The sequence below is a fragment of the Paracoccus stylophorae genome (assembly GCF_028553765.1).
In the GTDB taxonomy this organism is placed as follows: Bacteria; Pseudomonadota; Alphaproteobacteria; order Rhodobacterales; family Rhodobacteraceae; genus Paracoccus; species Paracoccus stylophorae.
In genome coordinates this window covers 1,133,355-1,145,788 of sequence record NZ_CP067134.1, presented here as the reverse complement: position 1 = coordinate 1,145,788, position 12,434 = coordinate 1,133,355, and the positions used below count along the sequence as shown (strand labels likewise).

Genomic DNA, 12,434 nt, shown 5'->3' with positions numbered 1-12,434 from the left:
ACACCCCCGGACCCCCGTGGGATATTTGAACACCGAAGACATCATGGCAGCGCATCCGCAAGGATGGCGGCGGCCTTGTCGTCATATGCCACCAATGTGACATCGAGATCGTCGCCGTGTTCCGCGATGGTCGTGACGGCGATCCGGGCGGCGCGGTCCGGCGGGAATCCATAGACGCCGGTCGAGATGGCGGGGAAGGCGATGGATGTCAGCCCGTGGTCGCGAGCAAGCTGAAGGCTGTTGCGATAGGCTGACGCCAGAAGCGCGTCCTCGTCCGCATCGCCGCCGCGCCAGACCGGCCCGACCGTATGGATCACGTGGCGTGCGGGCAGATCGTGGCCGCCGGTGATCCGCGCCTCACCCGTCGGACAGCCGCCGATCCTGCGGCATTCGGCCAGCAGGCCGGGACCCGCGGCGCGGTGGATGGCGCCGTCGACGCCGCCGCCGCCCAGAAGCGTCTCGTTGGCCGCGTTCACGATGGCGTCCACCTTCAGCGTGGTGATGTCGCCCTGCCAGACCCGGATCATGCCGCCCTCTGCATCTTCGGTGTCCAAATATCCCCGCCGGAGGCATACATCATCTGCATCCTCACATCCGGAAGACGCCGAAGCGCGTCGGCTGGATGGGCGCGTTCAGCGAGGCGCGCAGGCTGAGTGCCAGCACATCGCGGGTCTTGCGGGGATCGACGATGCCATCGTCCCACAGCCGCGCCGAGGCGTAAAGCGGGTGGGACTGGCGGTCGAACATCTCGATGGTGGGGCGCTTGAACTCGGCCTCGGCCTCGGCCGTCCAGGTCTCGCCCGCGCGTTCCATGCCGTCGCGTTTCACCGTGGCCAGCACGCCCGCCGCCTGTTCGCCTCCCATCACGCTGATGCGGCTGTTGGGCCAGGTCCACAGGAAGCGCGGCGAATAGGCGCGGCCGGCCATGCCGTAATTGCCGGCGCCAAAGCTGCCGCCGACCAGCATGGTGATCTTGGGCACGCTGGTCGTGGCGACGGCCGTGACCATCTTGGCGCCGTGGCGGGCGATGCCCTCGTTCTCGTATTTGCGGCCGACCATGAAGCCGGTGATGTTCTGCAGAAAGATCAGCGGGATGCCGCGCTGGCTGCACAGTTCGATGAAATGCGCGCCCTTTTGCGCGGCTTCCGAAAACAGCACGCCGTTATTGGCCACGATGCCGACGGGGCAACCCTCGACATGGGCAAACCCCGTGACCAGCGTTTCGCCGAAGCGCGCCTTGAATTCGTCGAAGCGGCTGGCATCGACGGTGCGGGCGATCACCTCGCGGATGTCATAGGGGGTGCGCAGATCGGCGGGCACCACGCCCAGGATCTCGTCGGGGTCGTAGGCCGGAGGTTCCGGGGTCTGCCAGACGACCGTGTCGGGCATGCGCCGGTTCAGGTTCGCAATCGTGCGCCGCGCCTGGGCCAGTGCGTGGGCATCGTCCTCGGCCAGGTAATCCGCGACGCCGGACAGGCGGGTATGGACGTCGCCGCCGCCCAGATCCTCGGCCGTCACCACCTCGCCGGTCGCGGCCTTGACCAGAGGCGGGCCGGCCAGGAAGATCGTGCCCTGATTGCGCACGATGATCGTCACATCCGACATGGCGGGCACATAGGCGCCGCCGGCGGTGCACGACCCCATCACCACCGCGATCTGCGGGATGCCCTTGGCCGACATCTGCGCCTGATTGAAGAAGATGCGGCCGAAATGGTCGCGGTCGGGAAACACCTCGTCCTGCTGGGGCAGGTTGGCGCCGCCGGAATCGACCAGATAGACGCAGGGCAGATTGCACTGTTCGGCGATTTCCTGCGCGCGCAGATGTTTCTTGACGGTCATCGGGTAATAGGTGCCGCCCTTCACGGTGGCATCGTTGGCCACGACCATCACGTCCTGACCGTGCACGCGCCCCACCCCCGCGATCACGCCCGCGCCGGGGGCCGCGCCCTCATACATGTCATGGGCGGCGGTCGCGCCGATTTCCAGAAACGGCGAGCCGGGGTCCAGCAGGTTGGCCACCCGTTCGCGCGGCGGCATCTTGCCGCGGCCGACATGACGGTCCATCGCGCGCGCCCCGCCGCCCGCCGCCGCCGCCTCGGCCGCCTGTCGGGCGGTGTCCAGCAGCGCCAGATGCGCCTTGCGGTTGGCGCGGAACGCGTCGGAATTGGTCAAGGCGAGACTTTTCAGTTTCATAGGTGCGTCCTTGAAGTCATGCGCGCGCGACAATGTGCCGCCGCCAGGCGTTTTCGGGCGGAAAGCCGTGTGCGATCCGGCAGGGCCGGGCCGGTCGGGCAACAGGTTCGGGCATGGCTCAGCATGATCACATCCCCCGCATGTCGCGCAGTTCCAGCGCGCGCCGCGCCGTGTGGCGCAGCCGGCAATCCGCCGCCGCGATCACCCGCATCGAGCCGCCGCCATAGCGGTCATAGGCCAACGCGCAATCGGCATCGCGCAGCGCGATCCACGCCCGCTGCGCCGCAAGCAGAGTGTCGGGCAGGCCCGGCTGATCGGTGAAACCGTCGCGGGTCAGCCGGTATTCGAGGTTGAGCAGATCGTCCCACGCCCCGGCCTCGGCCATCAGGCATTCGCTGATCCCCAGTGTCGTCTGGCCCTGCGGATGGGTCTGCTGGCAGGCCTCCGCGGCCGCACCGATGCAGTCGGGATCGACGTCACCGCACTCTGTGCCCGCGAAACAGGCCGCGACCGCGCCGGCATCCACCTGCGCATCTTGCGCGGCAAGGGGGGCGGGCAGCAGGATCGCCAGCGCCAGAAAAAGACCGATCCGCGTCATTCGCTTTCCGCCAGCCTGCGCAGTTCGCGCCGGATCACCTTGCCTGTCACCGTCATCGGCAGGCTGTCCAGAAACGCGATTTCACGCGGATAGGAATGGGCGGCGCAAAGACGCCGGGCATGCGCGGCAAGTTCCGCCGCCAGTTCGTCGGTCGGCTCGACATCCTCGCGCAGCACAACATAGGCCTTGACGATCTCGGTGCGCAGCCTGTCGGGCTTGCCGACCACGCCGACCTGCGCGACGGACGGGTGTTTCAGCAGGCAATCCTCGATCTCGGAGGGGCCGATGCGGTATCCGGCCGAGGTGATGACATCGTCGTCGCGGCCGACAAAGCGGATATAGCCGTCCTCGATCACGCCCCGGTCGCCCGTCACCAGCCAGTCGCCGCGGAATTTGCGGGCGGTGTCGTCGGGGCGTTTCCAGTATTCCGTCATCATGCTGGCCGCGCCGCGGCGGATGGCGATGTCGCCCTCGTCGTCGGTGGGCTGGCCATCCTCGTCGATCACGCGGACATCGAAGCCCGGAACCGGCTTGCCGATGGCGCCGGGGCGCGGCGGAAACAGCGAGGCGGCCGAGCTTGCGACCATGTTGCATTCGGTCTGGCCGTAGAATTCGTTGATGGTCAGGCCAAAGGCGCGCCGGCCCCAGTCGAGGATCTCGGCGCCCAGGGTCTCGCCGCCGCTGGCGACGCTGCGCAGGCCGGGGACCGAGACATCGGCGGCCTTCAGCATCTTCAGCGCGGTGGGCGGGAAGAACACGTTCCGGACGCCGCAATCGGCGATCAGCGCGGCCACCTGCTGCGCGTCGAATTTCGACATCCGCGCGGCCACCACCGGCACGCCCAGGGCAAGCCCCGGCATCAGCACATCGAACAGCCCGCCGATCCATGCCCAGTCGGCGGGCGTCCACAGGCAGTCGCCCGGCTGGCCCAGAAGATCGTGGCTCATCTGGACGCCGGGCAGATGGCCGGTCAGCACGCGATGGCCGTGCAGCGCCCCCTTGGGCGGCCCGGTCGTGCCGGAGGTATAGATGATGACCGCAGGATCTTCGGGCCCGGTCGTGCGGGCCGGGACGGAAGGCGCGTCGTCAAGCCCGTCCTCGGGCACGATCACATGCAGATCGGGAAAGCCCGCCAGCATGTCGCGGCCCTGCGGATCGGCGATCACTGTCCTGACGCCTGCGTCGCGCAGCCGCAATTCCAGCGCCTCGGGACCGAACAGCTTGAACAGCGGGATCGAGATCGCGGCCGATTTCCAGATCGCCAGATGCGCGGCGGCGGTCCACGTCGACTGCGTCCGCAGCACCGCCACCCGATCCCCGCGCGCCGCCGCAAGCGCGTGGGCCAGCCGGTCCGTCATCGCGCCCAGTTCGGCGAAGGTGACGGGATGGGGCGCGCCGTCATATTCGATCAGCGCCACCTGCGCGCCGTCATGGGACAGGCACTGATCGGCCATGTTCAACTGCGCCGGCAGGTCCCACCGGAACCTGTCGCGCATCGTGTCGTAATCATGGCCGGTCAGCATGGTCCGCCCTTTCCGTTCGGCAGCCGCGCGTTCCGCAACGCCAAATCTACGCCCGTTGCGTCGCCCGCAATTCCGAGGGCGGGCGGCAGGGCGGCCAGGGTTGCGCGGCGCAGCATCATGGCGCGGTCCCGCGGCAATCAGGCCAGCGCCATCAGTTCGCGGCCGATCAGCATCCGCCGGATCTCGCTTGTGCCGGCGCCGATCTCCATCAGCTTGGCGTCGCGGAACAGCCGGCTGACGACGCTGTCGTTCAGGAACCCGGCCCCGCCAAGCGCCTGCACCGCCTGATGCGACTGCACCATCGCCTGTTCGCTGCAATACAGCACCGCGCCGGCCGCGTCCTGCCGCGTCACCTTGCCCGCATCGCAGGCCCGCGCGACGTCATAGAGATAGGCGCGCGACGTGTTCAGCGCGACATACATATCGGCAATCTTGCCCTGCATCAGCTGGAAATTCCCGATCGGCTGGCCGAACTGCTTGCGTTCCTTCAGATAGGGAATGACCTCGTCCAGGCACGCGGCCATGATGCCGGTGCCGATGCCCGACAGCACGACGCGTTCGTAATCCAGCCCCGACATCAGCACCCGGACGCCCCGGCCTTCCTCGCCCAGGATATTCTCGAACGGGATCTCGCAATCCTCGAAGATCAATTCGCCCGTGTTAGACCCGCGCATCCCCAGCTTGTCGAAATGCGGCGAGGTCGAGAACCCCTTCATCCCGCGTTCGACGATGAAGGCGGTGATCCCCTTGCTGCCGGCCTGCGGATCGGTCTTGGCGTAAACGACCAGCGTCTGCGCCTCGGGTGCGTTGGTGATCCAGTACTTGTTGCCGTTCAGCACGAATCGGTCATTCTTCTTCTCGGCCCGCAGTTTCATGCCGACCACGTCGCTGCCCGCGCCTTCCTCGGACATGGCCAGTGCGCCGACGGCCTTGCCGGAGCACAGATCGGGCAGGTATTTCGCCCGCTGTTCGTCGGTGCCGTTCAGCTTGATCTGGTTCACGCACAGATTCGAATGCGCGCCATAGGACAGGCTGACGCTGGCGCTGGCGCGGGCGATTTCCTCGACCGCGATGACGTGCGCCAGATAGCCCATGCCGCTGCCGCCCCATTCCTCGGGGACGGTGATGCCCAGAAGGCCAAGCTCGCCCATCTCGGGCCACAGATCGTTTGGGAATTCGTTGCTGCGATCCACCTCGGCCGCGATGGGCTTGATGCGGTCCTGCGCCCAACGGTGGACCATGTCGCGAAGCGCGTTCACGTCCTCGCCCAGATCGAACTCCATGCCCTGCGTGAACATCGCGAAACCTCCTCCCGGTTTATTGAACGCACGTTCATTTCGCGCTTTTACGGCGACCGCATCCCGTTCGTCAAGCAAACCCTGCGCTGGAACGGTTTTCGGGTCAATAACCTTGGCTTGCCCTTGCGCCGCCGCCGCGACATGGTCGCGCGCAAACATCCGACGAAGGGACAAACGCCCGCCGTGACCCGATTGCTGATCCTGCGCCATGCCGTTCCGCTGACCGACGGATGCCTTGCGGGGCGAACCGATGTCGATGCCGATTGCAGCGCGGTCGATGCGTTCGACTGGATGCGGGCGCGGATCGGCCCGGTCCAGCACGTCCTCAGCAGCCCGGCGCGGCGCTGCCTGCAAACGGCCGGGGCGCTGAAGTTGCTGCCAGATGCCACAAGCGCGGCCTTGTGGGAACAGGATTACGGCGCGTGGGAAGGGCTGGCCTATGACGCGCTGCCCGATCTGGGCCGGCTGCCGCCCGCCGAACTGGCCCGGCACCGTCCCGAGGGCGGCGAAAGTTTCGACGACCTGGTCGCGCGCACCCTGCCCCTGTTGCAGGGGCTGGCCCGGGATACGCTGATCGTCGGCCATGCCGGCACGGTGCGCGCCGCCCTGTCGATGGTGGTCGGCCCTGCGGCGCTGTCCTTTTCGGTGGCGCCCCTGTCGCTGACCGTCCTGCGCCGCGCCGGCGCGGACTGGGCGGTCGAGGCCGTCAACATCACCGCGCCATGACGCCGCTGATCGCGCTGATCGCACTGGCGCTGGATGCGGCCATCGGCTGGCCGGATGCGGTTTACCGCCGGATCGGGCATCCGGTGACGTGGCTGGGCCGGCTGATCGCGGCGCTTGATGCGCGGCTGAACGTGGGCCGGGCGCGTGTGGCGCGCGGCGCGGCGGCCAGCCTGCTGGTCATCGCCGCCGCAACGATCCCCGCCGCCATCCTGCAAGAGGCGTTGGGCGGCTGGATCGCCGGGGTGCTGGCCTGGCCGCTGGTCGCGGCGCGGTCGCTGCACGATCATGTCCGGGCGGTCGCCACACCGTTGCTGGCCGGCGATCTGGCCGCCGCGCGCCGGGCGACGGCGATGACCGTCGGCCGCGACGTCAGCCGCGCGGACGAGGCCGGGCTGGCGCGGGCCAGCATCGAAAGCCTGGCCGAGAACGCCTCGGACGGGGTGATCGCGCCGCTGTTCTGGGCGCTGCTGGCAGGGTTGCCGGGCATCGCCGCCTACAAGGCGATCAACACACTGGATTCGATGATCGGCCACCGCACCGAGCGGCACGGCGAATTCGGGCGCATCGCCGCGCGGCTGGACGACGTGGCCAACTGGCTGCCGGCGCGGCTGACGGCGGTGCTGATCGCGACGGTCTGCGGGGGCGCGGCATGGGCGGTCGCACGGCGCGACGCGGGCGCGCACCGGTCGCCGAACGCCGGATGGCCCGAGGCGGCGATGGCCGGTGCGCTTGGCGTGCGCCTGTCGGGGCCGCGCGTCTATGCCGACCGCATCGCGGACGAGCCGTGGCTGAACGCCGCCGCACGCGATCCGGCCGTCGCCGATATCGACCGCGCGCTGGCCGTCTATCGCCGCACGCTTTGGCTGATGGCCGGGGGGCTTATCCTGCTGGTGCTGGTCTGATGCGCCGCCACGCGCCCCACAGCGACGCGACGATCAGCCCCGCCGTCGCGACGACGAACACGGCCGAGATCGGGCGTTCCAGAAACACCATCGGATCGCCGCGCGAAATCAGCAGGGCGCGGCGCAGATTGGTCTCGATCAGCGGCCCCAGCACGAAACCCAGAAGCAGCAGCGCCGGGCTGAACTGCGCCAGCGACAGAAGATAGCCCGCCGCCCCGATCACCGCGACGGCGGCGATGTCGAACCCCGCGCCGCGCACGGAATAGACGCCAAGACAGACGAACACCACGATGGCCGGGTAAAGCCAGCAGAACGGAATCCGCAGCATCGACACCCAGATGCCGATCAGCGGCAGGTTCAGGATCAGCAGGATCAGGTTGCCGATGCCGAAGCTGACGACCAGGCCCCAGAACATCTCGGGCCGCGCCTCCAGCATCAGCGGGCCGGGCTGGACGCCGTGAATGACCAGCGCCCCCAGCATCAGCGCCATGATCGGATCGCCGGGGATGCCCAGGGTCAGCGTCGGCACGAAGGCCGAGATCGCGGCCGAGTTGTTGGCGGCCTCGGGACCGGCCACGCCTTCGATCGCGCCCTCGCCGAAGCGGTCGGGACGGCGCGCGATGCGACGTTCCATCGCATAGGACAGAAACGAGGAGATCGTCGATCCGGTGCCGGGCAATGCGCCGAAAAAACTGCCCAACGCGCCGCCGCGCGCGATCGGGCCGGGCATCCGGCGCAGATCGTCGCGCGTGGGCAGCAACTGGCGCAGGCTGACATGGGGCGGGCTGCCCTCGCGTTCGGCGGTGCGGATATTGCCGATGATCTCGGCCACGCCGAACAGCCCCATCGCCAGCGCCACAAGATTGATCCCGTCCAGAAGCTGGGTCTGCCCGAAGGTCAGACGCTGCACACCGCTGTTCACATCGGTTCCCACGCATCCCAGGATCAGCCCCAGCACGACCATCGCGAACGCCTTGGCGGGACGTTTCGACCCGATGGTCGAGGCGGCGACAAGCCCCAGCACCATCATCGCGGCATAATCGGCCGCGCCGAAGCTGGTCGCGACGCGCGACAGGAACCCGGCCAGCAGGACCAGCACCGCGATGCCGATCATCGACCCGCAGAACGACGACACCATCGACGCGAACAGCGCCACCCCCGCGCGCCCCTGCCGCGCCATCGGATAGCCGTCCAGCGTCGTCACCGCCGATTGCGGCGTCCCCGGAAGGCGCAGCAGGATCGAGGCGACCGCCCCGCCATATTGCGCGCCGTAATACACGCCGCCCAGCATGATCAGCGCCGCCTCGGGGCTGATATAATAGGTGATCGGCAGCAGCAGCGAGATCGCGGCCATCGCCCCGATCCCCGGCAGAACACCGATGAACGTGCCCATTGCCACGCCCAGAAAGCAATAGATCAGGATGTCGGGCCGCAGGGCCACGCCAAGCCCGTAGGCCAGTCCTTCCAGCGTCGTCATGTCACAGCCGCGGCCACAGCGGCATGGTCATCTGCAACCCCTGCTTGAAGACCAGCCAGGTCAGCGCGGTGATGACCGCCGCCAGCACGACCCGCCACAGAACGCCGCCGCGCGGGGCGGGCAGGCTGGCGGTCAGGACGGCGGCGGCGGTGGTCGGGATCAGCCCCAGACGTTGCAGCCCCAGACCGAACAGCGCGATGGCGGCCAGCACCGCCAACGCCTCGCGCGCGGCAAAGGGCCGCGCCTCGCCCGCGCGGCGCCACGCGGGCAGCGCGATCAGCAGGCCCAGCCCGGCCAGCAGCACGCCCAGCACGGTCGGAAAGAACCCCGGCCCCATGCGGCGCAGCGTGCCGAAATCGTATTGGCCGGCCGCATAGAACGCGACGGCGGCACCGATGCCGGCCATGGCCGCGCCGCCCCAGATATCGTGCCAGTCGCGCCGCACCGCCCGTTACTGCCGGTCTTCGATCCGGTCCAGCACGTCGCCCCAGACCCGGGTGTCGTCCGCGATCCGCTGCGCCAGTTCCTCGGGCGTTCCGCCCTGCGCCTGCCAGCCCATGGCCAGCATCCGGTCGCGCACCTGCGGATCTTGCAGGATCTCGTTCACCTCGGCGTTCAGCCGCTGGACGATCGCGGGATCGGTGCCGGCGGGCGCGATGAAGGCGTTCCACAGCTCGGCCCGGAAATCCTGCGGCATCCCGGCATTGCCGGCGATGGGCGGCACGTCGGGCACCTGCGCGAACGGTTCCTGCGAGGTGATGCCGAAGATCTTCATCTTGCCCGCCTCGACCTGCGGCAGCGCTGCGGAAGGCGCCATGAAGCCCGCGTCGATCTCTCCTCCGATGATCGAGGTCGTGACCTCGGCATAGCTGGTGAAGGGGATATGCAGCATCTCGATGCCGGCCGCGTCCGCGAACAGTTCCGCCGTCAGATGCGCGCCCGATCCCTGCCCGACCGAGCCATAGCTGATCGCGCCGGGTTCGGCGCCCGCGGCCTCAATGAACCCGGCCAGATCGTCGGGCGCGGCATCGGCCGACACCGCCAGAACCAGAGGCGAGGTCGCCATCAGCGTCACCGGCGCGATGTCGGTTTCGACGTCATAGCTGATATCCTCGACCAGCCGGGGCGAGGTCGTCAGCGGACCGTTGATCGTGGTCCCGAAGGAATAGTCTTGCTGACCGGCCAGCATCTGCTGCACGCCGATCACCCCGCCCGCGCCGGGCTTGTTCTCGACCACGACCGGCTGGCCCAGCCTTTCGGCCAGCGGTTCGGTCACCAGCCGCGCCAGCACGTCGGGCGAGGACCCGGCGGGAAAGCCCACATAGACATGCACCGGCTGGCTGGGCCATTCGGCATCCTGCGCGGCGGACAGCGCCGGAATGCCTGTCGCAAGCATTGCCAGCGCCGAGGCAGCCAGCAGGCTGCGGCGATCTGTTGCGGCCATCTTATCCTCCATGATCCGATTGCGCGGCAGTCTTGCGCCCCGCGCAGTCAAGGTCAAGCGACCTGCCACGCCGGATGCGGTATTGGGGCCAAGGTCCTGAAACGGCGCGGTTTAGGACGCGTCCGCATCGCGCCGGACCTGCACCGACTGGCGGCGCATATGGGCAAAGCTCATCGTCGTCATGAAGGCCACGTCGGTCGCGTCGCGCCCCACCGCGACCAGCGCCATTTCATCGGCGCGCGCCATGCCGGTCGGATCGACCAGATGCCAGCCGCCCTGCAGATAGACCTCGACCACGGCGTGGAAATCCGGCGGGTTGACCGAGGGCGCATAGACGCTGGCGATGCGGGCGGGGATCTGCGCGGCCCGGCACAGCGCGATCATCATGTGCGCGTAATCGCGGCACACGCCCTGACGTTGCAGGAACGTATCCGCCGCGGTGGTGTCGGGCGTGCTGATCCCGGCCACATAGTCCAGCCGATCCTCGACCCATGCGCGTATCGCGGCGACCTTGCGTCCGCCCCGCAACTCTCCGAAACGGCGATTGGCGAAGGCGGTAAAGCGTTCGGCCTGGCAATAGCGCGACGGCAGAAGATAGCGCAGCGCGTCGCCCGGCATCTCGTCCACCTCGTCGGCGGCAAGCGCGTCCAGATCGGGACAATCGCGGGTGATCGACACCTGCGCGGAATAGCGGCAGGTGATCCGGTCCTGTGCGCGCAGCACGATGCGTTCCCCGATCCCTTCCTCGCCCGGCACGCGGGCAAAGCGGTCGACCGGGCCGAAATCGATCGAGGTGCGGTGCAGTTCCTGACCGCTGGCGCCCGCCGCCTCCAGCATCAGGATCGCGGGACCGGGTTCGGACAGCGCATAATCCAGTTCGACATCGATACTGATGCGCATCGTCACTCTCCATCAATCCGGGAACCGCCGACTGATCGCAGAGCGTGGCGGTCAGCGCAACCCGCCGCGTAGGCCGCACACGCGAACGGGACGTCAGCCGCCGCGCCCACCCTCAGCCCGGCTGCGGATCGGCCAGCGGCGAAAGATCGGCCAGCGCCCGCGCCGGCCGCGACAAGCCGCGGACCAACGGGAACAGATCGGCCTGCAACGCGTGATAGATGTCGGGCTTGCCGGTGAACTGTCCCGAAGCATGCCGGTCTTCCGCGCCCGCTTCGGGAAACCATCCGCCGGCTTCGTGGTCGATCAAGCAGCGGTCGGCGAATTGCCACATCCGGCGATACCACGCCTCGTCCGCCGCCTGCCCGTCCAGCTTGATCAGCGCGGCCAGTGCGCCGATGGCTTCGGTCACCGGCCACCAGAAGCGGGTGCCGATATCGACCGACCCATCTAGGTGCAGCGTATAAGCCAGACCGCCCCGGTCGCAATCCCACGCATCCGCCAGCGCGGTCTCCACCAATGCCCGCGCCTGGGCCGGCGCCTCGGCCCCCGGTCGCTGCGACTGGTCCCAGCATTGCAGGTGCAGGCGCGCCATCTCGAACGAATGGCCGGGCGTGGTGCCGGCGGGCCGGAACATCGGATTGCCGCAATAGCCGTGATCGGGTCGCCAGTCGGCGTCGTAATGTTCGGGAATCCGCCAGCCGTGCAAAGCCGCCTGCCCGGCGATGAAGAAATCCAGGATGCGGCGCGCGCGCGACAGGTATTCACCCTCGCCCGTCGCCTCATGCGCGGCCAGCAGCGCCTCGGCCCCGTGCATGTTGGCGTTCATCCCGCGATAGGTCGAAAAGGGCTGCCAGTCGCGCGTGAACTCATCCCGGAAAAGCCCGGCGCTGTCGTCCCAGAAACGCCGGTCGAGAACCTCGGAAATATCGGCCAGTAGGCGATCCGCGTCCGGGTGCCCGGCCAGTTTCGCCGAGGCGGCGGCCAGCAGCACGAAGACATGGCCGTAGGCCAGCTTGGTTCCGTCGGCCACCCCCTCGCCGTCAAGCGACCAGACATAGCCGCCGAACCGCCGGTCGCGATGCGCGTGCCACAGATAGTCCATCCCGCGATCGACGATCCCCGCCCGGTCGTCGCGCCCGGCAATCTGCGCCAGCGCATAGGAATGAACCAGCCGCGTCGTCGTGTGCAGTTCCTGCAACGCGGAGGGCAGCGGCCGGCCGGCATTATCCAGCGTGTGAAAGCCGCCCGCCGCGCGCGGGCTGGCATCGAAGAAATCCAGTGCGCGATGCGCGTCGCGGACCAGAAAGGCGCGATGGGCCGGATCCTCAAGCCAATGGCCGCAGGCGTCCGGATTGCCCGGTTTCTCGGTCATT

The 12,434-nt window shown here is 68.5% G+C and carries 12 protein-coding genes; 2 read left to right on the top strand and 10 right to left on the bottom strand.

Going from position 1 to position 12,434, the window contains the following annotated elements; all coding sequences use genetic code 11:
• Window positions 1–41 precede the first annotated feature (41 nt).
• The 5 genes from JHW45_RS05630 to JHW45_RS05610 all read right to left on the bottom strand — a co-directional run bounded on the left by JHW45_RS05630 (window position 42) and on the right by JHW45_RS05610 (window position 5,612).
• The gene (locus JHW45_RS05630) at window positions 42–527 is read right to left on the bottom strand and encodes an O-acetyl-ADP-ribose deacetylase (protein ID WP_272860555.1); all 486 of its coding nucleotides are present in this window, start codon (window positions 525–527) and stop codon (window positions 42–44) included.
• A gap of 61 nt (window positions 528–588) precedes the next feature.
• Complete coding sequence (locus JHW45_RS05625) at window positions 589–2,193, bottom strand: carboxyl transferase domain-containing protein (RefSeq protein WP_272859953.1); 1,605 nt, start codon at window positions 2,191–2,193, stop codon at window positions 589–591.
• Window positions 2,194–2,320: 127 nt separating this feature from the next.
• Entirely contained in the window at window positions 2,321–2,791 is a 471-nt protein-coding gene (locus JHW45_RS05620; RefSeq protein ID WP_272859952.1) for a lysozyme inhibitor LprI family protein, read from the bottom strand.
• The gene (locus tag JHW45_RS05615) at window positions 2,788–4,314 is read right to left on the bottom strand and encodes an AMP-binding protein (protein ID WP_272859951.1); all 1,527 of its coding nucleotides are present in this window, start codon (window positions 4,312–4,314) and stop codon (window positions 2,788–2,790) included. The genes JHW45_RS05620 and JHW45_RS05615 overlap by 4 nt, the downstream gene beginning before the upstream one ends.
• Window positions 4,315–4,451: 137 nt before the next feature.
• Complete coding sequence (locus tag JHW45_RS05610) at window positions 4,452–5,612, bottom strand: isovaleryl-CoA dehydrogenase (RefSeq protein ID WP_272859950.1); 1,161 nt, start codon at window positions 5,610–5,612, stop codon at window positions 4,452–4,454.
• A 183-nt stretch (window positions 5,613–5,795) separates the two neighbouring features.
• On the opposite strand from JHW45_RS05610, the gene JHW45_RS05605 reads away from it, so the two are divergent.
• Window positions 5,796–6,338, top strand: coding sequence for a histidine phosphatase family protein (locus JHW45_RS05605; RefSeq protein WP_272859949.1), 543 nt, complete (start codon window positions 5,796–5,798; stop codon window positions 6,336–6,338).
• Window positions 6,335–7,240, top strand: coding sequence for an adenosylcobinamide-phosphate synthase CbiB (cbiB, locus tag JHW45_RS05600; protein WP_272859948.1), 906 nt, complete (start codon window positions 6,335–6,337; stop codon window positions 7,238–7,240). Before JHW45_RS05605 ends, cbiB begins: the two co-directional genes overlap by 4 nt.
• Here cbiB and JHW45_RS05595 read toward each other — a convergent pair.
• The 5 genes from JHW45_RS05595 to JHW45_RS05575 form a co-directional block, all read right to left on the bottom strand.
• Window positions 7,218–8,717, bottom strand: coding sequence for a tripartite tricarboxylate transporter permease (locus JHW45_RS05595; RefSeq protein ID WP_272859947.1), 1,500 nt, complete (start codon window positions 8,715–8,717; stop codon window positions 7,218–7,220). The genes cbiB and JHW45_RS05595 overlap by 23 nt on opposite strands.
• 1 nt (window position 8,718) lies before the next feature.
• Window positions 8,719–9,162, bottom strand: a complete 444-nt coding sequence (locus JHW45_RS05590) for a tripartite tricarboxylate transporter TctB family protein (RefSeq protein ID WP_272859946.1) — start codon at window positions 9,160–9,162, stop codon at window positions 8,719–8,721.
• Window positions 9,163–9,168: 6 nt separating this feature from the next.
• Window positions 9,169–10,161, bottom strand: coding sequence for a Bug family tripartite tricarboxylate transporter substrate binding protein (locus tag JHW45_RS05585; RefSeq protein WP_272859945.1), 993 nt, complete (start codon window positions 10,159–10,161; stop codon window positions 9,169–9,171).
• Window positions 10,162–10,272: 111 nt separating this feature from the next.
• A complete protein-coding gene (locus tag JHW45_RS05580) occupies window positions 10,273–11,061 on the bottom strand; it encodes a transglutaminase-like domain-containing protein (RefSeq protein ID WP_272859944.1) in 789 nt (262 codons plus the stop codon).
• A gap of 112 nt (window positions 11,062–11,173) precedes the next feature.
• Window positions 11,174–12,433 carry an AGE family epimerase/isomerase gene (locus JHW45_RS05575; RefSeq protein ID WP_272859943.1) on the bottom strand — a complete coding sequence of 420 codons (1,260 nt, stop codon included), beginning with the start codon at window positions 12,431–12,433 and terminating at the stop codon, window positions 11,174–11,176.
• Window position 12,434 lies beyond the last annotated feature (1 nt).

Bases quoted from the DNA above. Each gene is read 5' to 3' on its own strand.
- JHW45_RS05630 (WP_272860555.1), bottom strand. From the start codon at position 527: ATGATCCGGGTCTGGCAGGGCGACATCACCACGCTGAAGGTGGACGCC.
- JHW45_RS05625 (WP_272859953.1), bottom strand. From the start codon at position 2,193: ATGAAACTGAAAAGTCTCGCCTTGACCAATTCCGACGCGTTCCGCGCC.
- JHW45_RS05620 (WP_272859952.1), bottom strand. From the start codon at position 2,791: ATGACGCGGATCGGTCTTTTTCTGGCGCTGGCGATCCTGCTGCCCGCC.
- JHW45_RS05615 (WP_272859951.1), bottom strand. From the start codon at position 4,314: ATGCTGACCGGCCATGATTACGACACGATGCGCGACAGGTTCCGGTGG.
- JHW45_RS05610 (WP_272859950.1), bottom strand. From the start codon at position 5,612: ATGTTCACGCAGGGCATGGAGTTCGATCTGGGCGAGGACGTGAACGCG.
- cbiB (WP_272859948.1), top strand. From the start codon at position 6,335: ATGACGCCGCTGATCGCGCTGATCGCACTGGCGCTGGATGCGGCCATC.
- JHW45_RS05595 (WP_272859947.1), bottom strand. From the start codon at position 8,717: ATGACGACGCTGGAAGGACTGGCCTACGGGCTTGGCGTGGCCCTGCGG.
- JHW45_RS05585 (WP_272859945.1), bottom strand. From the start codon at position 10,161: ATGGCCGCAACAGATCGCCGCAGCCTGCTGGCTGCCTCGGCGCTGGCA.
- JHW45_RS05580 (WP_272859944.1), bottom strand. From the start codon at position 11,061: ATGCGCATCAGTATCGATGTCGAACTGGATTATGCGCTGTCCGAACCC.
- JHW45_RS05575 (WP_272859943.1), bottom strand. From the start codon at position 12,433: ATGACCGAGAAACCGGGCAATCCGGACGCCTGCGGCCATTGGCTTGAG.